The 16,817-nt window shown below is 71.9% G+C and carries 19 protein-coding genes; 9 read left to right on the top strand and 10 right to left on the bottom strand.

Going from position 1 to position 16,817, the window contains the following annotated elements; genetic code table 11:
- Positions 1-43: 43 nt before the first annotated feature.
- Positions 44-1,765, bottom strand: coding sequence for a single-stranded-DNA-specific exonuclease RecJ (recJ, locus tag GTO19_RS05370; RefSeq protein ID WP_291022522.1), 1,722 nt, complete (start codon positions 1,763-1,765; stop codon positions 44-46).
- Positions 1,762-2,712: a hypothetical protein gene (locus GTO19_RS05365; RefSeq protein WP_291022520.1), complete on the bottom strand. Its 951-nt coding sequence runs from the start codon at positions 2,710-2,712 to the stop codon at positions 1,762-1,764. Before GTO19_RS05365 ends, recJ begins: the two co-directional genes overlap by 4 nt.
- Before the next feature lie 41 nt (positions 2,713-2,753).
- Here GTO19_RS05365 and GTO19_RS05360 point away from each other — a divergent pair, with 41 nt between their 5' ends.
- Both GTO19_RS05360 and lolD read left to right on the top strand, forming a co-directional pair.
- Positions 2,754-4,010, top strand: coding sequence for a lipoprotein-releasing ABC transporter permease subunit (locus tag GTO19_RS05360; RefSeq protein WP_291022519.1), 1,257 nt, complete (start codon positions 2,754-2,756; stop codon positions 4,008-4,010).
- A 149-nt stretch (positions 4,011-4,159) separates the two neighbouring features.
- Complete coding sequence (gene lolD, locus GTO19_RS05355) at positions 4,160-4,834, top strand: lipoprotein-releasing ABC transporter ATP-binding protein LolD (RefSeq protein WP_291022517.1); 675 nt, start codon at positions 4,160-4,162, stop codon at positions 4,832-4,834.
- Between the two features lie 84 nt (positions 4,835-4,918).
- Here the strand turns inward: lolD and GTO19_RS05350 are convergent, their stop codons facing one another.
- A complete protein-coding gene (locus GTO19_RS05350) occupies positions 4,919-5,344 on the bottom strand; it encodes an META domain-containing protein (protein ID WP_291022515.1) in 426 nt (141 codons plus the stop codon).
- Positions 5,345-5,422: 78 nt separating this feature from the next.
- On the opposite strand from GTO19_RS05350, the gene GTO19_RS05345 reads away from it, so the two are divergent.
- From GTO19_RS05345 to GTO19_RS05335, 3 genes are read left to right on the top strand one after another with little or no spacing between them, the layout of a single operon-like run.
- The gene (locus tag GTO19_RS05345) at positions 5,423-6,262 is read left to right on the top strand and encodes a TatD family hydrolase (RefSeq protein ID WP_291022514.1); all 840 of its coding nucleotides are present in this window, start codon (positions 5,423-5,425) and stop codon (positions 6,260-6,262) included.
- Positions 6,259-6,753 carry a DNA-deoxyinosine glycosylase gene (locus tag GTO19_RS05340; protein ID WP_291022512.1) on the top strand — a complete coding sequence of 165 codons (495 nt, stop codon included), beginning with the start codon at positions 6,259-6,261 and terminating at the stop codon, positions 6,751-6,753. Before GTO19_RS05345 ends, GTO19_RS05340 begins: the two co-directional genes overlap by 4 nt.
- Before the next feature lie 38 nt (positions 6,754-6,791).
- Positions 6,792-7,487 (top strand): haloacid dehalogenase type II, encoded by a 696-nt coding sequence (locus GTO19_RS05335; RefSeq protein ID WP_291022510.1) that lies wholly within the window; start codon positions 6,792-6,794, stop codon positions 7,485-7,487.
- A 9-nt stretch (positions 7,488-7,496) separates the two neighbouring features.
- Here the strand turns inward: GTO19_RS05335 and GTO19_RS05330 are convergent, their stop codons facing one another.
- Genes GTO19_RS05330 through GTO19_RS05305 form a run of 6 tightly spaced genes read right to left on the bottom strand, consistent with a single transcriptional unit; the run spans position 7,497 to position 12,074 of the window.
- Positions 7,497-8,372 carry a DUF4399 domain-containing protein gene (locus tag GTO19_RS05330; protein WP_291025851.1) on the bottom strand — a complete coding sequence of 292 codons (876 nt, stop codon included), beginning with the start codon at positions 8,370-8,372 and terminating at the stop codon, positions 7,497-7,499.
- A 60-nt stretch (positions 8,373-8,432) separates the two neighbouring features.
- On the bottom strand, positions 8,433-9,602 hold the full coding sequence (locus GTO19_RS05325; RefSeq protein ID WP_291022506.1) for an FAD-dependent oxidoreductase: 1,170 nt from the start codon (positions 9,600-9,602) through the stop codon (positions 8,433-8,435).
- A 33-nt stretch (positions 9,603-9,635) separates the two neighbouring features.
- Complete coding sequence (locus GTO19_RS05320) at positions 9,636-10,094, bottom strand: DoxX family protein (RefSeq protein WP_291022503.1); 459 nt, start codon at positions 10,092-10,094, stop codon at positions 9,636-9,638.
- Positions 10,076-10,873 carry a DNA-binding domain-containing protein gene (locus GTO19_RS05315; RefSeq protein ID WP_291022501.1) on the bottom strand — a complete coding sequence of 266 codons (798 nt, stop codon included), beginning with the start codon at positions 10,871-10,873 and terminating at the stop codon, positions 10,076-10,078. Before GTO19_RS05315 ends, GTO19_RS05320 begins: the two co-directional genes overlap by 19 nt.
- Positions 10,870-11,772: a DUF692 domain-containing protein gene (locus GTO19_RS05310; RefSeq protein ID WP_291022499.1), complete on the bottom strand. Its 903-nt coding sequence runs from the start codon at positions 11,770-11,772 to the stop codon at positions 10,870-10,872. The genes GTO19_RS05315 and GTO19_RS05310 overlap by 4 nt, the downstream gene beginning before the upstream one ends.
- A 20-nt stretch (positions 11,773-11,792) precedes the next feature.
- The gene (locus GTO19_RS05305) at positions 11,793-12,074 is read right to left on the bottom strand and encodes a DUF2282 domain-containing protein (protein WP_291022497.1); all 282 of its coding nucleotides are present in this window, start codon (positions 12,072-12,074) and stop codon (positions 11,793-11,795) included.
- Positions 12,075-12,213: 139 nt separating this feature from the next.
- Between GTO19_RS05305 and GTO19_RS05300 the strand changes: the two genes are divergently transcribed.
- Both GTO19_RS05300 and GTO19_RS05295 read left to right on the top strand, forming a co-directional pair.
- Entirely contained in the window at positions 12,214-12,786 is a 573-nt protein-coding gene (locus GTO19_RS05300; RefSeq protein WP_291022496.1) for a sigma-70 family RNA polymerase sigma factor, read from the top strand.
- Positions 12,783-13,004, top strand: coding sequence for a zf-HC2 domain-containing protein (locus tag GTO19_RS05295; protein WP_291022495.1), 222 nt, complete (start codon positions 12,783-12,785; stop codon positions 13,002-13,004). Before GTO19_RS05300 ends, GTO19_RS05295 begins: the two co-directional genes overlap by 4 nt.
- Here the strand turns inward: GTO19_RS05295 and ftsY are convergent.
- Positions 12,997-14,073, bottom strand: coding sequence for a signal recognition particle-docking protein FtsY (ftsY, locus tag GTO19_RS05290; RefSeq protein WP_291022493.1), 1,077 nt, complete (start codon positions 14,071-14,073; stop codon positions 12,997-12,999). The genes GTO19_RS05295 and ftsY overlap by 8 nt on opposite strands.
- 29 nt (positions 14,074-14,102) lie before the next feature.
- Here ftsY and GTO19_RS05285 point away from each other — a divergent pair, with 29 nt between their 5' ends.
- Together GTO19_RS05285 and GTO19_RS05280 are read left to right on the top strand one after the other, a co-directional pair.
- Positions 14,103-15,479, top strand: coding sequence for a pitrilysin family protein (locus GTO19_RS05285; protein WP_291022491.1), 1,377 nt, complete (start codon positions 14,103-14,105; stop codon positions 15,477-15,479).
- Entirely contained in the window at positions 15,476-16,813 is a 1,338-nt protein-coding gene (locus tag GTO19_RS05280; protein WP_291022489.1) for a pitrilysin family protein, read from the top strand. The genes GTO19_RS05285 and GTO19_RS05280 overlap by 4 nt, the downstream gene beginning before the upstream one ends.
- The last annotated feature ends 4 nt before the right edge of the window (positions 16,814-16,817 follow it).

The following is a 16,817-nucleotide window of genomic DNA, read 5'->3' as shown; positions in this document are numbered from 1 at the left end:
CGACCGCGAGGTGCAGGCCTGAAGCCCGCAGGTAAGCAAGAACTCAGATCTCCGCCGCCTCGACCAGAAACCGCACTCGCCGCTGCCCCTGCCACTCATCCGCGTCCAACCGGAACGCGATCTTCACCCGCTCCGGCAGCGGCTCGGTGTGCCCGAACCAGATGCCGTCCACCGCATCCCCCTGGTGCTGCAGTTTCAGCGCCAGGTGCTTCTCGCCCACGATGCGCTGGCTTACCACCCGGACCTCCTCGCAGAACACCGGCGGCGCAAAGCCCTGGCCCCACACGTGCGACTGCAGCACGTCCACCAGATCGGGCCGCCGGTACTGCCGGTCCAGCGCGCCATCGGCCTCCAGGCGGCGCTGCAGCGTGGCCGCATCCAGCCACTCGTGCGCCACCTGCTGCAGGGCCTGCTCGAAGGTGTCCAGGTGCTCCTCGTCGATGGTGCAACCCGCTGCCATGGCGTGGCCACCGAAGCGCAGCAGCACGCCGGGGTGGCGCTTGGCCACGAGGTCGAGTGCGTCGCGCAGGTGAAAGCCGGGGATGGAGCGGCCCGAGCCCTTGAGTTCGTGCTCCTTGCCCGCCGCCGCGCTGGCGGCGAAGACGAAAGTGGGCCGGTGCAGCTTGTCCTTCAGGCGCGAGGCCACGATGCCCACCACGCCCTCATGGAAATCCGGGTCGAACAGCACCATCGCCGGGGGCGGCTCTTCGCCCTCGTCGAACAGGGCCTCGGCCATCTCCAGGGCCTGCTCGCGCATCTCGCCCTCGATGAGCTTGCGCTCGCGGTTGATGCCGTCGAGCGTGCGCGCGAGTTCGTCGGCGCGCGCGGGGTCGTCGGTGAGCAGGCATTCGATGCCCAAGGTCATGTCGGCCAGGCGGCCCGCCGCGTTCAGGCGCGGGCCCAGGGCGAAGCCGAAGTCGAAGCCGCTGGCGGTCTCGACGCGTCGGCCTGCGGCGGCGAACAGGGCGGCCATGCCGGCTGGCAGGGCGCCAGCGCGCACGCGCTTCAAACCCTGAGCGACCAGGCGGCGGTTGTTGCCATCGAGCTTCACCACATCGGCCACCGTGCCCAGGGCCACCAGCGGCAGCAGCGCGTCGATGCGGGGCTGGTTCTTCGCATCGAACACACCGCGCTCGCGCAACTCCGCGCGCAGCGCCAGCAGCGCGTAGAACATCACGCCCACGCCGGCGATGCACTTGCTTTCGAAAGCGCAGCCGGGCTGGTTGGGGTTGACGATCACGCAGTCGGCGGGCAGTTGCGGGCCGGGCAGGTGGTGGTCGGTGACGACGACGCGCAAGCCCAGTTCGCGCGCGGTGCGCACGCCCTCGACGCTGGCGATGCCGTTGTCCACGGTGACCAGCACGTCGGCGCCGCTGTCTTTGACGCGCCGCGCGATGGCGGGTGTGAGGCCGTAGCCGTCGACCACGCGGTCGGGCACGAGGTAGCCCACGCTGTCGAAGCCGAGCGGCGCGCCGAGCAGCTTGAGGCCGCGCACGCCCACGGCGCAGGCGGTGGCGCCGTCGCAGTCGTAGTCGGCCACGATGCAGATGCGCTGCTTCGCGGTCATGGCGTCCGCCAGTTGCCGCGCGGCCTCGCGCGCGCCGTTCAGGGTGTCGGGCGGCAGCAGGCGCCCGAGCGCGTCGTCCAGTTCGTCGGAGGTGGTGACGCCGCGCGCGGCGAACAGGCGGGCCAACAGAGGGTGCAGGCCGGCCTGTTCGAGCGCCCAGGCGGCGCGCGGCGGAACGTCGCGGGTGATGATTTTCATAGGGTCTTTAGCAGGTCTTGTGCGCGGGCGCGCGAACGCAGGCCGAGTGCACGAGTGAAGCGTTGCGCGAGGCCGGGGCGCTCGGCCACGAGCGTGAGGGCCGCGCGTTCGCCGCAGAGGGTGAGTGCCAGGGGCTGGCCGCGCCGCGCGCGTTCCAGCAGGGGTGTGAAGAGGGACTGGTCGAGCGCGGAGAAGGCGCGGCGCCAGCCCTCGGCGTCGCCAGCGAGGGCGGCTGCGCGCAGGCGGTCGCTGACCGTGGGCGCGGGGCGCAAGCGCGTGCCACCGTCCACCGCGCCGGGTGCGCTGAACCACACGCCATTGATGGGCAGGCGGCGCGCGGCCTCGCGCACGTCGTTCACGCGGTGGGTATAGAAGAGCATCTGCGCCTCGCTTTGCAGGCGCTGCAGCCAGCGCGCCTGTTCGCCCTGCGGCAGCCAGGTGGCCAGCGATCGGCCGCTCACGCGATCCAGGCTGGCGCAGGCCAGGGCGCCGAGGCGCTCGCCGCGCGCCAGCCAGCGCGTGGGGCCGTCGAAGCGCAGTTCGATGCCATCCTCCGTGCACAGTGGGGCCAGGGCGTCAAACAGGGCGCGCGATTCGGCTTCGTCGAGTCCGCCAGCCTGTTCGGCGGTCTGCAGCGTCACCTGCCCCGTGCCCACCTGCAGGTGCACGGGGTGCACCCAGGCCTGTGGCGTGTGGGGCGTGTCGCTGGCCAGCGCGGCCCAGGGCAGGGCTCCGTCGCGCAGCGGCAGGCCCTGGGCGCGGGCCAGCGCGCGCTCGTGCGGCGGGCTCAGGCTCAGGCCATCGTCGGCGTCGCGCGCGACCTCGCGCAGCAGCGCGAGCAGGGCGTCGAGCGCGGGCAGGGCGGGGGGATCCTCCCCTTCGAGAGGGGCGGCAAAAGGAACCAGCCAGTGGTGCGCGGGATCCAGGACCAAGGGCTCGTCGGGCATGCCGCGATTGTCGGGGATGCCACAATGCCCGCCGATCACCCATGCAAACCCCCTACGAACTCCTGCTGGGCTGGCGCTACACGCGCGCCGGCCGCGCGACGCGGCGCAACGGCTTCATCTCCTTCATCTCCGGCGTGTCCATGCTGGGCATCGCGCTGGGCGTGGCCGCGCTGATCATCGTGTTGTCCGTCATGAACGGCTTCCAGAAGGAGGTGCGCGACCGCATGCTCGGTGTGCTCTCGCACATCGAGGTGTTCGACGCCGGCGGCCAGGCCATTCCCGACCTGCCCCAGGTGCTGTCCACCATCGAGGCGCGCCCCGAGGTGCTGGGCGCCGCGCCCTTCGTGGGCGCGCAGGCGCTCATCGCGCGCGGCGAGGACATGAAGGGCGTGCTGGTGCGCGGCATCGACCCGGCGCTGGAGCCCAAGGTGACCGATCTCGCGGCCGATCTGTCCGACACCGTGCTGCCGCGCCTGAAGGCCGGCGAGTTCGGCATCGTGCTGGGCGGTGAGCTGGCGCGCGGCCTGGGCGTGATCGCGGGCGACACGGTCACGCTGATTGCGCCGAGCGGACAGGTCACGCCGGCCGGCGTGGTGCCGCGCGTGCGCAGCATGACGGTGGTGGGCACCTTTGATTCGGGCCACTACGAGTACGACTCGGCCCTGGCCATGCTGCACCAGGACGACGCCGCGCGAATCTTCCGCGTGGAAGGCCCCACCGGCGTGCGCGTGAAGATCCGCGACCTGCACGCCGCGCGCGAGGTGGCCGTGAAGATGGCGGCCGAGCTGCCGCCGGGCCTGCTGGTGCGCGACTGGACGCGCCAGAACCGCACCTGGTTCGCGGCCGTGCAGCTCGAGAAACGCATGATGTTCATCATCCTCACGCTGATCGTGGCGGTGGCCGCGTTCAACCTGGTGTCCACGCTGGTGATGACGGTGACCGACAAGCGCGCCGACATCGCCATCCTGCGCACCCTGGGCGCGAGCCCGCGCAGCATCATGGGCATCTTCGTGGTGCAGGGGGCGGCGGTGGGCGTCATCGGCACCGGCCTGGGCCTGCTGCTGGGCCTGGGCGTGGCCTTCAACATCGACACGCTCGTGCCCGCGCTGGAACGCCTGCTGGGCGCGAGCTTCCTGCCGCAGGACATCTACCTCATCAGCCGCATGCCCAGTGACCCGCAGCAGGGCGACATCGTGCCGGTGGCGGTGATCTCCCTGGTGCTGGCCTTTCTGGCCACGCTGTACCCGAGCTGGCGCGCCAGCCGCGTGAACCCGGCGGAGGCCCTGCGATATGAATAATGCCCCCACGCTCCGCCGCTGCGCGGGTCGCTGCCCCCCGAGGGGGCGCGTTTCGCCTTGGGGCGGCCCGGCGGCGAAACCCATTGGTAAGCACCCATGTCAACACTCACGATCAACCCCTGGTCCCCGCCGCNNGCGGCGAAACAACCATGACCGATACTGTTCTTTGCGCCCGTGGCCTCACCAAGCGCTTCCGCGAAGGCCGCCTGGATGTGAGCGTGCTGCAGGGCGTCGACCTGGAGGTGCGCGCGGGCGAGACGGTGGCCATCGTCGGCGCCTCCGGCTCCGGCAAGAGCACGCTGCTGCACCTGCTGGGTGGGCTGGACGCGCCCAGCAGCGGCACGGTGGCGCTCAAGGGCCAGCAACTGTCGGCCCTGGGCGCCGCGCGCCAGGGCGAGCTGCGCAACCAGCACCTGGGGTTCGTCTACCAGTTCCACCACCTGCTGCCCGAGTTCAGCGCGCGCGACAACGTGGCCATGCCGCTGTGGATCCGCCGCCAGCCGCGCGCCGAGGCGGCCGAGCGCGCCGGCGCGATCCTCGCGCGCGTGGGCCTGAGCGAGCGCCTGGCGCATCGGCCGGCGGAATTGTCCGGCGGCGAGCGTCAGCGCGTGGCCATCGCGCGGGCGCTGGTCACGCAGCCGGCCTGCGTGCTGGCCGACGAGCCCACGGGCAACCTGGACCGCACCACCGCCGACGGCGTGTTCGAACTCATGATGGACCTGGCGCGCGACCAGGGCACGGCCTTCGTGGTGGTGACGCACGATGAGGGCCTGGCCGCACGCTGCGGCCGCGTGCTGCGCCTGAACGCCGGCCGATTGGCGTGACCCGGTCAAGGGCACCGCGGAACCGGCTTTGCCGGGCCGCAGGTGCGCCCCCACGAGGGGTTCGCGCGAGGCGCGGCGGGGGTGTCACGGCTTCGTGCGCGCGAACCGCAAGGGCTTGTCCATGCCTTCCACGCTCAACGTGAGCGTCGAACCCTGCACTTGCACGCGCTGCGCCTTTTGCAGCGCGGCCATGTAGCGGTTCTCCTGTTCGCCCACGGCACCCGCGCAGGCCATGCGCGTCATGCCCATCTGGCCGAAGGCGATGCGGTCCTCTACCAGCGTGTAGCTGCCGAAGAAGCGGTTGCACGAGCCATTGCCGGTCACGCGGCCCGCTTCGGGAAAGGCCAGCGTGGCGGGCACGCGGTCGAGCACGCCCGCGCCGCCCAGGTCGTCCAGCCGCCACTCGGTGCCCACCAGCGAGGGCGCCCCGCCGGGTCCGGGTGGCATGGCGCAGGCACTCAGGCCGGCGAGCAGGGGCAGGGCGAGGGTGGCGATCCAGCGGGGTGTCATGGCGGTCCTCCTTGGCGACTGGGGTGATGCGGTCACAATGCCTGTCCGAGCTTATACGCGCAAGCGACGCACGCCACGATGTCAGCCCTGTGGATCGACACGCACGCCCACCTCGACGCGAGCGAGTTCGCGACCGATGAGGTCGCGGCCTGGCGCGCGCAGGCGCGCGAGCGCGGCGTCGCGCGCTGCGTGATCCCCGCCGTGGCGCGCGCCAACTGGGACACGGTGCGCCAGCTCGCGCACCGGCTCGACGACGCCTACGCACTGGGCATCCACCCGATGTGCGTGCCCGCCGCGGACGACGCCGACCTGGACGCGCTGGACGAGGCCCTGCACGCCCACCGCGACGACCCGCGCCTGGTGGCCGTGGGCGAGATCGGGCTCGATTTCTTCTTGCCCGAACTCACCGGGCCCGAGATGCGCGAGCGCCAGACGCGCTTCTACCGGGCGCAGCTGCGCCTGGCGCGCCGCCACGGCCTGCCGGTGATCCTGCACGTGCGGCGCAGCGCCGACGCCCTGCTCAAGGGCCTGCGCGAGCTGCCGGTGGACGGCGGCATCGGCCACGCCTTCAACGGCAGCCTGGAGCAGGCCAGGGCCTTCGTCGAGCGCGGCTTCGCGCTGGGCTTCGGCGGCGCGTCCACCTTCGACACCGCGCGGCAGATCCGCCGACTGGCGAGCGAGCTGCCACTGGATGCCCTGGTGCTGGAGACCGACGCGCCCGACATCCCGCCGCAGTGGCTCTACGCCACGGCGGCCGAGCGCGCGGCCGGCCGCCCCCAGGGCGTGAACCACCCGCGCGAGCTGCCGCGCATCGGTGCGGTGATCGCCGGCTTGCGCGGCATGGTGGCGGACGAACTCGCGCGCGCCACGAGCGACAACGCGCGGCGCGTGCTGCCGCGCCTGACGGCCCTGGCATGACGCGGCTCACCGGCCTGCCGCCCATTGCCGATCCGAACACGCGGCTGCTGGTGCTGGGCAGCTTCCCCGGTGTGGCCTCGCTGCGCGCGCAGCAGTACTACGGGCACCCGCAGAACGCGTTCTGGAAGATCCTGGGCACCCTGTGGAACGAGCCGCTGGTGCAGGCCGGCTACGACGAGCGCGTGGCGGCGGTGCGGGCCCATGGCCTGGGGATCTGGGACGTGTACGCCAGCTGCGAGCGCGAAGGCAGCCTGGACACCGCCATCCGCGAGGCCGAGCTCAATGATTTCGCGCGCCTGCGCCGCGCGTGCCCCGACCTGCGTGCGATCGCGCACAACGGCGGCGAGAGCTTTCGCCACGCGCGGCTCACGGGCGCCTTCGGCCTGCCGGTGCACCGCCTGCCATCGACGAGCCCGGCGAACGCGAGCTGGTCGTTCGAGCGCAAGCTCGAGGCCTGGGGGGAACTGCTGCGCGCGTACGGCGTGGCGTGAGCTGAGCAAAGACCCGTCCAACCAAGAAGGAGACCCGCATGCCCCCGATTTCCATCCTCGTCTTCGACATCTTCGGCACCGTCGTCGACTGGCACGGCAGCATCGTGCGCGAGGTGCAGGCCGCGTACCCGCAGGTGGACGCCGACGCCTTCGCACTCGCCTGGCGCGAGGGCTACCAGCCCGCCATGCAGCGCGTGCGCAGTGGCGAGCGCGGCTGGACGCGCCTGGACGAGTTGCACCGGGGCATCCTGGACGAGATCCTGCCGCGCTTCGGCCTCGGGCACCTGGACGAGGCCGAGCGCGCCCACCTCAACCGCGTGTGGCACCGGCTCAACCCCTGGCCCGACAGCGTGGCCGGGCTCGCGCGGCTCAAGACGCGCTTCACCATCTGCTCGCTGTCCAACGGCAACATCGGCCTGCTCACCAACATGGCCAAGCGCGGCGGTCTGCCCTGGGACTGTGTGCTCTCCGCCGAGGTGTTCCACGCCTACAAGCCCGACCCGCGCGTCTATCTCGGCGCGGCACGGCTGTTCGACGTGTCGCCCGCCGAGGTGATGATGGTGGCCGCGCACCAGGACGATCTGGCCGCCGCGCGCGACTGCGGCCTGGCAACGGCCTATATCGAGCGCCCGATGGAGTTCGGCGCCGCGCACCTCAAGGACGTGTCGCCCGACCCGGCGAACACGCACCACGCGCGCGACCTGATCGACCTGGCCGATCGGCTCGGCTGCTGAACGCCAGCCTCAGCGCACCTCGACGCGCGCCGTCGCGGCCTCGGCCAGCGATTTGCCGGGGTCGAGGTTGTCGAGCATCTCCAGCCTGAGGTTGTAGGTGCCCGCGGGCGGCGCCAGCCAGGTCTCGGTCTGCCCGTCGCGGAAGTCCATGACCGCCGGGGCGCCGCCCGCCACGGGCGTCACCGTCAGCTTGAAGTGGCCGGTCTCCGGGATCTTCTGGGCCATCTGCGCCACGTTCAGCAGCGAGGCGTGGAAGCGCACCAGGAAGGGCGGGCGCTGGCTGTCGCTTTGCACCAGATCGATCGCAAGGCCCTTCTTCTGCAGCGTGGCGGGGTCGGTGGCGTTCTTGCGGGTGACGGTGATCCGCGTGGCCTTGTTGAAGACAAAGTGCGGCAGGTGCTGCTGGTCGGCCAGCAGCATGCGCAGCGTGTACTCGCCGGGCTCCAGCGTGAGCACCGTCTCCATCTGGCCCTTGCCGAAGTGGATGTACTGATCGTTGAAGGGCAGGGCCTGCTTGAAATTGAGCGGCAGGTCGCGGTTGACCAGCAGGTGGTGGTGTCCGCTCTTGCCCTGGCCGGGCTGCGCGATGGGCGCCAGACCCCAGCCACCCGACAGGCCGAACTTCAGCACGTAGGGCGTCTCGATGCGGTCGCCGTCCTTGAGGTTGGTGAAGTAGGCCTCGGCCGACAGGCGCGGCGGCGCGGCCTGCCAGGGGTGCAGGGGGCGCGCGGGTTCGGGCGCGCCCGCCGCGCCGGTGGCCGGCGTCGGCGCCGCGTGCTTGTGCGCCCCGGGGCCGTGTGCGGGCTGCGCCATCGCGGCGCTGGCGGCCAGGGCGGCCATCAGGGCGACGGCGGAGCGGGAAAAGGGGACGGGGCGCTGGCGCATGGTCGGTCGATACCAGTAGGGTGTAGCCCCCAAGTCTAGGGGCCGTCCGCGGCAAGCGCCCTACGCCGGGGGCCTCGCGTCCCCACCTTGTGGTGCCGGCGCCGCAACCTCGCGGCGCGCGTCGCGGTCCTTCCAGTGCGCCACCCAGCCCCCCTGGGCGCGCAGCGGGCCCCAGGCGGCGATGGCCCGGTCGGTGCCGCAGGACAGCCGGGTGAACACGCGCTGGGCCGGCCAATGCGCCTTGAGCGGCCGGCCTTCGAAGGCGGCCAGCAGGTTGTGCGCGAGCGCGGCACCGGCGCGCACCGAGGCCGTGGCGGCCTCGGGGTAGGGGTGGTCGTCGCGGCGCGCGGCGTGGCCGGCGGCGAACACATTCGGGTGGCTCTGGCTTTGCTGGAATCGGTTGACGAGCACCTGCCCACCCTCGGCCAGCGCGAGCGGCGTGTCGCGCAGCCACACCGGCGCCTCGGCGGCCCCGGCCACCAGGGGCACGTCACAGCGCAGCAGCGCGCCGTTGGCCAGGCGCACGCCATCCACCGTGAGGCCCGTGCAGGGTTCGTTGAGCACGTGGATGCGCTGGCGCTTGAGCTCGCGGCGCACGCGCGAGGCCACGGCGGGGGGCAGGTCGCCCGCCAGCGCGCCGCCGTCGGTGAGCAGGGTGAGGATGGTGCCCGCCCGGCCCTCGGCGCGCAGGCGCTGCGCCGCGGCGAAGACCAGTTCGATGGCGGCCGCGCCCGCGCCGATGACGGCAACCGACAGCGGCCGCTCGCGCGCCAGCGACACCACGCGTGGCCACAGGCCCAGGAAGGCCTCGGTGGGGTAGCGCGGCAGCGCCAGATCGCGCGCGCCGGGCAGGCGGTGCGCGAGCGCCTCGCGGTCGGTGGTGGCGGCGGTGTCGAGCGAGAGCAGATCGAAGGGCAGCTCGATCGCCGCACCGCCATCGGCCGGCGCGGCGCGCACGAGGCGGCCCTCGATGTCGACGCCGATGCACCGCCCGCCGAGCCAGCGCGCCTGGGCCAGCGTGAGCAGGCCCGACAGGCCGACGCGGCAGGAATCGGCCGTGTACCGGCCCGCCACCACGGCCGGCACCAGGGGTTCGTGCACGGGCGCGGTGGGCGGTGCCAGCAGGGTGACCTGCAGGTCGGCGGGGTGGTGCCGCGTCAGGCGGGCCAGCACCTCTCGGTGGGCCGGGCCTGCGCCGATGAGGACAAGTCGGGTGATGCCGCTGCGCATGGGCCGCGATGGTACGGCCCCGCGCGCGCTGCCTCAGGAACGCTGGCGACCGCCCAGCCAATGGTCCAGCGACCAGCGCCCCGGCCCGAACAAGGCCAGCGCGGCCAGCAGCGCGCCCCAGGTGAGGTGTTGCTGAAAGGCCGCCGGGGCGATCTCGCTCAGGCTCAGCACCGCCACCACGTTGACCACCGACAGGCCCAGCGCCGAGAAGCGCCCGGCCAGGCCCAGCACCAGCAGCACGGGCAGAGCCAGCTCGCCCACCGTGCCCATGACGGCGGCCAGGGCGGGCGGCAGCAGGGGCACGTGGTATTCCTCGGTGAACAGCAGCAGGGTGGTGTCCCAGTCGCGGATCTTGGTGAGGCCCGAGAGGAAGAAGACCTGCGCCATGTAGAGCCGCGCGAGCAGCGCACCCAGGGGCTGGGCGGCGTCGAGCAGGCGGTCGATCGGCTGCCACCATGTGGCGATGCGGTGGATCAGGGGGTGGGTGGACATGGGGCTTCTCCTTCGTTGTCGATCGCATCGGGGGGCGGCGCCACGCCCGTGCACAGGCCGCTGCGCACGGCCTCGCCGAGCCAGGAGAGCGCATCGATCGGCGTGTCGTCCAGGGCCTGGCCGAGGGTGTGGCCGTTCAGCAGCGCGGCCTCGAAGCAGGCCAGCGTGTCGTCGATCGGCGTGAGCCGCAGGCTTGGGCCCTGGCGCCACACGCGAACGCTTTCGGCGACGCCATCGCTCAGGCGCCGGGCCACGGTGGCGAAGTCGGGATCGCCATGCAGGTGGGCGTCGAGCACGCTGAGCACGGGCCAGGGGCTGCGCACGATCGCCGTGCCGGGGGCCAGGCGCAGGCGCAGGCGTTCGGGGGGCTCGCGTTCCAGCCAGGCAAAGCTCGCGGCATCGGGAGCGGCGTCGGCCGCGCGTGAGGCCAGGTGCAGGGTCCATTCGAGCCGCGCCACGTCGCTGAGGTAGGGCAGGCCATCCAGCTCGCTCTGCGCGGCGACGAAGCCGGCCAGCGCGGCGCCCCATTCGGACAGGTCACCGCGTTCGGGCGGGTGGTGGTGCCACAGGGCGCGGGCGAGCGCCTGGAAGGCCGCTTCGCCGAGCAGCGCCGCGACCACGGGGTAGGCGTCGAGCAGCGCGCGCTCGGCGTGCGCGTGCGCGTTGGCGCGGTAGGCGCCGAGTCCCGGGCCGTGCCAGGGCGCGTCGGGTCCGGGCGGACGCGCCTGAAGCAGGGCGTCGAGCAGTTCGTGCTGCCGCTGCGCGAGCGAGGTGATCATGCGGCCGGCTCCAATGCCCGCGCGCGCCGTGCGTCGCGGCCCAGGTGCCGCGCCGTGGCGGCCTCGTCCAGCAGCACGTCCAGCGCAGGGATGTCGGTGTCCCATTCGATCAGCGTGGGCACGGCGCCGAAACGCGCGATGGCGTGGCGGTACGCCTGCCAGACGGTGTCGTGCACGCGGCTGCCGTGGTCGTCGATCACGAGGTCGCCGCGGTCGTGGTGGCCCGCCAGGTGCAGTTCGCTCACGCAGTCGGGCGGGATGGCGTCGAGCCAGCGCCGCACGGCGGGCAGGGGGGCGTCGATGCGGCCGGCGCGCTGGTCGTTGAGCGCGTTGACGACGAGGTTGTTGACGTCCACCAGCAACTGGCAGCCCGTGCGCCGGCTCAGCGTCACGAGGAAATCGGCCTCGGCCATGTCGGCCTCGGGCCAGGCGAGGTAGGCCGAGAGGTTCTCGACCGCGATGGTCCGGCGCAGGCGCTCCTGCACGCGCTGCACGTTCGCGCACAGCGCGTCCAGCGCCTCGCGGGTGAAGGGCAGGGGCAGCAGGTCGGCCGCGTGCGCGGCACGCGCTTGCCAGGTGCCGCGCGCGAAGCTCGCGTGCTCGCTGACGAAGCGGGGTTCGGTGTCGGCGACCAGCGTGGCCAGGCGGTCCAGGTGCCACGGGTCGATGCCTTCGGCGGAGCCCAGCGACAGACCCACGCCGTGCAGGCTCAGGCCATGGGACTCGCGGGCCTTGAGCAGAGGCGCGCGCGTGGCCGTGTTGGGCGCGAAGAAGTTCTCCGCATGCACCTCGATGAAATCGAGCGCGGGCCGCTGCTCGAGCAGCGCACGCTGGTGCGGCGTGCGCCAGCCAATGCCCACCTCGGGCGCGTCGGCGTCGTGTGTCGTGGGGACTGGCATGGCGCGTGCAGGGCTGGCGATCAGCTCTTCATCGTGGCCTTCTTGGCCTCGTCGGCCGACAGGCCGCCCATCTGCTTGCAGGTGCCCGCCGGCACGTACTTCCAGTCGCCCTTGTCCATGTCCATCTTGGCCTGGCCCGCGCAGGAATGCGTGCCCGCGAGGTTGGCGCAATCGTTCTGGCCGGCCTTGGCGATGCCGTAGCACTTCTCCTTGCCGCTGTTCTGCGCCAGCGCGGGCGTGGACAGCAGGGCGAGCGACATCAGCGAGCCGGCGGCGGCGGCGAGGAATTGGCGTTGGTTCATGGGATTGGCTCCTCAAACCCAGGGCCCACCGCGCGATGGCCCGGTGCAAGCGGTCTGGTGGGCTTGTGTCGTGGCAGCGTGCGGGTTCTTACACCGCCTGTCGCCGTGCCGACTTCGCCATTCACTACACTCCCGCGCCATGCCGTCTCCAACGTTCGAGCAGGAAGTCGCCGAGTCGCGGGCCTACCTCATGAAGTTCGCGCGCCTGCAGTTGCGCAACGAGTCCTGGGCCGAGGACGCGGTGTCAGAGACCGTGCTCGCCGCGATCGCCCGGCCGCAGGCCTTCGAGCGTCGCGCGCAATTGCGTACCTGGCTCGTGGGCATCCTCAAGCACAAGATCGTCGACGCGCTGCGCCAGCACGGGCGTGAGGTGACGCTGGGCAGCGGCGAGGACGACGAGGCCGACCCCCTGGACTACCTGCCCTTCAAGGCCGACGGCCACTTCGCCGAGCGGCCGGCCGACTGGGGCAACCCCGAGCAGGACCTGGACAATCGCCAGTTCATGAGCATCCTGGAGGCCTGCACCGAGAAGCTGCCGCCCGCGCAAGGGCGCCTGTTCCTGATGCGTGAGTGGCTGGAGATGGGCAGCGAGGAGATCTGTAAGGAGCTGTCGCTGACACCGACCAACCTCTACGTCCAATTGCACCGGGCCCGCTTGCGCTTGCGCGAATGCCTGGAGCTCAACTGGTTCGCCCGCCGAGACGCCGCATGAAGCCCATCTACCCGTTGCGCCGCACCTGCAAGGAAGTCACCGCGCTGATCATCGCGCGCGAGGACCGCGAGCTGCCGCGCCTGGAACGCTGGGCCCTGCGCTTGCACATGGCGATGTGCCAGGCCTGCCCGACCTTCGAGCGGCAGGTGCTCACCATGCGCCAGGCCATGGGCCGCTGGCGCCACTACAGCGAACAGGACGCCAGCGAGGCTAACTGAGCAGGGCCTGCGCGTACTCTCGCGCGTCGAAGGTCTCGAGGTCCTCGAGCTTTTCGCCCACGCCGATGAAGTACACCGGCACGGGCCGCTCGCGCGCGATGGCGCAGAGCACGCCACCCTTGGCCGTGCCGTCGAGCTTGGTGATGATGAGACCCGTGAGCTGCAAGGCCTCGTCGAAGGCCCTGACTTGCGCGAGCGCGTTCTGTCCGGTGTTGCCGTCGATGACCAGCAGCACCTCGTGCGGACCCGTGGGGTCCGCCTTGTTCACCACGCGCCTGATCTTGCGCAGTTCGTCCATCAGATGCAGTTGCGTGGGCAGGCGGCCCGCGGTGTCGACCAGCACCACGTCCTTGCCGCGCGCCTTGCCGGCGCTCACGGCGTCGAAGCACACGGCGGCCGGGTCGCCGCCTTCCTGCGTCACGATGTCCACGGTGTTGCGGTCGGCCCAGACGGCGAGCTGTTCGCGCGCGGCCGCGCGGAAGGTGTCGGCCGCGGCCAGCAGCACGCTGGCGCCCTCGTCGGCCAGGTGGCGCGTGAGTTTGCCGATGGAGGTGGTTTTGCCCGCGCCGTTCACGCCGGCGACCATGATGACGGTGGGCTTGTGCTCGCCGATGACCAGCGGCTTCTGCAAGGGTTTCAGCAGGTCGGCGATGGCCTCGGCCAGCAGGGCCTTCACGGCGGCGGGCTCGGTGGCCTTCGCTTCCTTCACGCGGCGGCGCAGGTCGCTGAGCAGGTGCTGCGTGGCCGCCACGCCGCTGTCGGCCATCAGCAGGGCGGCCTCGAGTTCCTCGTACAGGTCCTCGTCGATGCGCGTGCCGGTGAACACCGTGGCGATGCCGCTGCCGGTGCGGCGCAGGCCGCTCTTGAGGCGGTTGAGCCAACCCTGGCGAGGGGCGTCTGGCACGGCCGCGGGGACGGGCGGCTGGGCGGGCGCGGGTGGCGAGGCGCTCGCCTCAGGGTGCGCCGTGGCGGGGGCCGGGCCCGGCCCGATGGCGGGAGGCGCATCGGGCGTGGGCACCGGTGCCTCAGGGGCTGGCGCGGGGTTTTTTTTTCGGAAGAACGAGAACATTTGAGAATCTCTGGAATCCTTGGGATTCTATGAAACGCCTTTCGACGCTTCTCGCGCTGGTGCTGGCCGCGTCCCTCGCGCACGCCGCCTCACCAACGCCCACCGCCCCGGCGGCCCAGTCTTTCACCCTCGCCAACGGCATGTCGCTGATCGTGCGGCCCGACCACCGCGCGCCCACGGCGGTGCACATGCTGTGGGTGCGCGTCGGCTCGATCGACGAGGTCGATGGCACTTCCGGCGTGGCGCACGCGCTGGAACACATGATGTTCAAGGGCAGCGCCACGCTCAAACCCGGCGAGTTCTCGGAGCGCGTGGCCGCGCTGGGCGGCCGCCAGAACGCCTTCACCAGCCGCGACGCCACCGCTTACCACGAACAGGTGCCAGCCGAGCGGCTGGAAGAAGTGATGGCGCTCAATGCCGATCGCTTCGCCAACAACCAGTGGCCCGACATCGAGTTCACGCGCGAGATCGAGGTCATCAAGGAGGAGCGGCGCCAGCGCACCGAGGAGTCGCCGCGCGCGCGCCTGTTCGAAGCCTTCAATGCCATGGTGTGGCAGGCCAGCCCGTACCGGCGGCCCATCATCGGCTGGATGAGCGACATCGATGCCATGACCCCACAGGACGTGCGCGACTTTCACCAGCGCTGGTACGTGCCGGCGAACGCCGCCGTGGTGGTGGCCGGCGACGTGGACCCGCAGCGGGTTCGCGAGATCGCCGAGCGCACCTACGGCCGCATCCCCGCGCGCGCCGTGCCGGCGCGCAAGCCGCGCACGGAGCCGCCGCAGCACGGTCCGCGCCGACTGGAGTACCGCGCCGTGGCGGATCAGGGCCTGGTGGTGCTGGCCTGGCACGCACCCCGCTACACCGGTGGCGACGACGAAGCCAACCGCGACGCGTTGGCGCTTGCGGTGCTCTCGGGCGTGCTCGATGGCTACAGCGGCGCGCGCCTGGAGCGCGCGTTGGTGCAGGGGCAGGGCCTGGGCGGAAAGCGCATCGCTGACAGCGCGAGTTCGGGCTATGGGCTGATGGGCCGGGGGCCGCAGGTGTTCACCGCCTCGGCCGTGCCGGCGCGCGGGGTCACGGCCGAAACGGCCATTGGCGCGCTCAAGGCCGAGATCGAGCGCATCGCCCGCGAAGGTGTGAGTGCCGATGAGCTGCAGCGCGTGAAGACGCAATGGACCGCATCCGAGGTCTACAAGCTCGACTCGGTGTTCAACCAGGCGCAAGAGCAAGGCACGTACTGGCTCAATGGCTTGCCCACGGACGCCGGTGAGCGCCTGATGGCCGGGCTGCAGGCCGTCACGGCCGAGCAGGTGCGCGCGGTGGCGCGGCGCTACTTCATCGATCGCACGCTCAACACCGGTGTGCTGGTGCCCGAGGCACATGAGAAGGAGGGCGCGCGATGAGGCATTGGACAGCAGTGAAGCGCGCGTCGGCGGCCATGGGCCTCGCGCTGGTGGCGGGCCTTGCCTCGGCCGCCATTCCCATCGAGCATTGGGTGCACCCCAGCGGCACGCGGGTGTACCTGGTGAACAGCCCGACCATTCCCATGGTCGACGTGCAGATGGACTTCGACGGCGGCAGCCGGCGCGAGCCGGCCGCGCAGGCAGGGCTGGCCAACGCGGCGGCGGGCCTGCTGGACGGCGGCGTGGGCGCCTACGAGGGCCAGCCCGCGCGCGACGAGAACGCCCTGGCCGCGGCCTGGGTGGACCTGGGCGCCGAGTTCGGCGCGAGCGCGGGCAGCGACCGCTTCTCGGTGCAGTTGCGCAGCCTCACCGATCCGGCCATCCTCTCGCGCGCCGTGGCCCTCGCCGCGCAGCAACTGGCCCGGCCGACCTGGCCCGAGGCCGTGTGGCAGCGCGACCGCGAGCGCGCCACGGCCGCGCTGCGCGAAGCGCTCAACCGCCCGCCGACGGTGGCCGGCCATGCCTTCGGGCGCGCCGTGTACGGCGAGCACCCTTATGGGCGTTTCGCCACCCCGGAGACGCTCGCGGCGATCCGCGTGGACGACATGCGCGCGTTCTACCGCCGCCACGTCAGCGCCTGCCGCGCGCAGGTGGTGATGGTGGGCGCGATGGACCGAGCGGGCGCCGAGCGCATCGTCGACGCACTGGTTCGCGCCATCGCGCCGAATGGCTGCGCCGAGCTGCCGATCGTGCCCGAGGTGCAGCCATTGGCCGCGCCCACCGAGCAACGCCTGCCGATGCCCGCCGCGCAAGCGCAGGTGCTGATGGGCCAACCCGGCTTCAAACGGGACGACCCGGACTTCTTCCCGCTCTTCGTGGGCAACCACATCCTCGGTGGCAGCGGTTTCACTTCGCGCCTGACGATCGAGGTACGCGAGAAGCGGGGGCTCACCTATGGCGTCTACAGCTACTTTTCGCCGGGGCGCCACGCGGGGGCGTTCCAGATCGGTCTCAACACGCGGCCGGACCAGGCCGACGAGGCCGTGCGCGTGGTGCGCGAGACGCTGGCGGCCTATATCGCCGGCGGCCCGACCGAGGCCGAGCTGCAGGCCGCCAAGGACTACCTCATCAACGGCTTCGCTCTGCGCTTCGACAGCAACCGCAAGCTGCTCGACAACGTGGTCAACATCGCCTGGAACGGCTTGCCGCTGGACTACCTGGACACCTGGACGCAGCGGGTGCGCGCGTTGACGGCGGACGAGGTGCGCCGTGCGATGCAGCGCGTGGTGAAACCCGATCGCATGGCCACCGTGATCGTTGGCGCAAAGCCCTGAACAT

It is taken from the genome of Hydrogenophaga sp., from assembly GCF_011772445.1.
Classification (GTDB): domain Bacteria; phylum Pseudomonadota; class Gammaproteobacteria; order Burkholderiales; family Burkholderiaceae_C; genus Hydrogenophaga.
The sequence above is the reverse complement of the archived record's forward strand: the minus strand, read 5'-3'. Positions and strand labels throughout refer to the sequence as shown.

Coding starts and splice junctions, on each gene's coding strand:
- recJ (WP_291022522.1), bottom strand. CDS start 1,765: ATGAAAATCATCACCCGCGACGTTCCGCCGCGCGCCGCCTGGGCGCTC.
- GTO19_RS05365 (WP_291022520.1), bottom strand. CDS start 2,712: ATGCCCGACGAGCCCTTGGTCCTGGATCCCGCGCACCACTGGCTGGTT.
- GTO19_RS05360 (WP_291022519.1), top strand. CDS start 2,754: ATGCAAACCCCCTACGAACTCCTGCTGGGCTGGCGCTACACGCGCGCC.
- lolD (WP_291022517.1), top strand. CDS start 4,160: ATGACCGATACTGTTCTTTGCGCCCGTGGCCTCACCAAGCGCTTCCGC.
- GTO19_RS05350 (WP_291022515.1), bottom strand. CDS start 5,344: ATGACACCCCGCTGGATCGCCACCCTCGCCCTGCCCCTGCTCGCCGGC.
- GTO19_RS05345 (WP_291022514.1), top strand. CDS start 5,423: ATGTCAGCCCTGTGGATCGACACGCACGCCCACCTCGACGCGAGCGAG.
- GTO19_RS05340 (WP_291022512.1), top strand. CDS start 6,259: ATGACGCGGCTCACCGGCCTGCCGCCCATTGCCGATCCGAACACGCGG.
- GTO19_RS05335 (WP_291022510.1), top strand. CDS start 6,792: ATGCCCCCGATTTCCATCCTCGTCTTCGACATCTTCGGCACCGTCGTC.
- GTO19_RS05330 (WP_291025851.1), bottom strand. CDS start 8,372: ATGCGCCAGCGCCCCGTCCCCTTTTCCCGCTCCGCCGTCGCCCTGATG.
- GTO19_RS05325 (WP_291022506.1), bottom strand. CDS start 9,602: ATGCGCAGCGGCATCACCCGACTTGTCCTCATCGGCGCAGGCCCGGCC.
- GTO19_RS05320 (WP_291022503.1), bottom strand. CDS start 10,094: ATGTCCACCCACCCCCTGATCCACCGCATCGCCACATGGTGGCAGCCG.
- GTO19_RS05315 (WP_291022501.1), bottom strand. CDS start 10,873: ATGATCACCTCGCTCGCGCAGCGGCAGCACGAACTGCTCGACGCCCTG.
- GTO19_RS05310 (WP_291022499.1), bottom strand. CDS start 11,772: ATGCCAGTCCCCACGACACACGACGCCGACGCGCCCGAGGTGGGCATT.
- GTO19_RS05305 (WP_291022497.1), bottom strand. CDS start 12,074: ATGAACCAACGCCAATTCCTCGCCGCCGCCGCCGGCTCGCTGATGTCG.
- GTO19_RS05300 (WP_291022496.1), top strand. CDS start 12,214: ATGCCGTCTCCAACGTTCGAGCAGGAAGTCGCCGAGTCGCGGGCCTAC.
- GTO19_RS05295 (WP_291022495.1), top strand. CDS start 12,783: ATGAAGCCCATCTACCCGTTGCGCCGCACCTGCAAGGAAGTCACCGCG.
- ftsY (WP_291022493.1), bottom strand. CDS start 14,073: ATGTTCTCGTTCTTCCGAAAAAAAAACCCCGCGCCAGCCCCTGAGGCA.
- GTO19_RS05285 (WP_291022491.1), top strand. CDS start 14,103: ATGAAACGCCTTTCGACGCTTCTCGCGCTGGTGCTGGCCGCGTCCCTC.
- GTO19_RS05280 (WP_291022489.1), top strand. CDS start 15,476: ATGAGGCATTGGACAGCAGTGAAGCGCGCGTCGGCGGCCATGGGCCTC.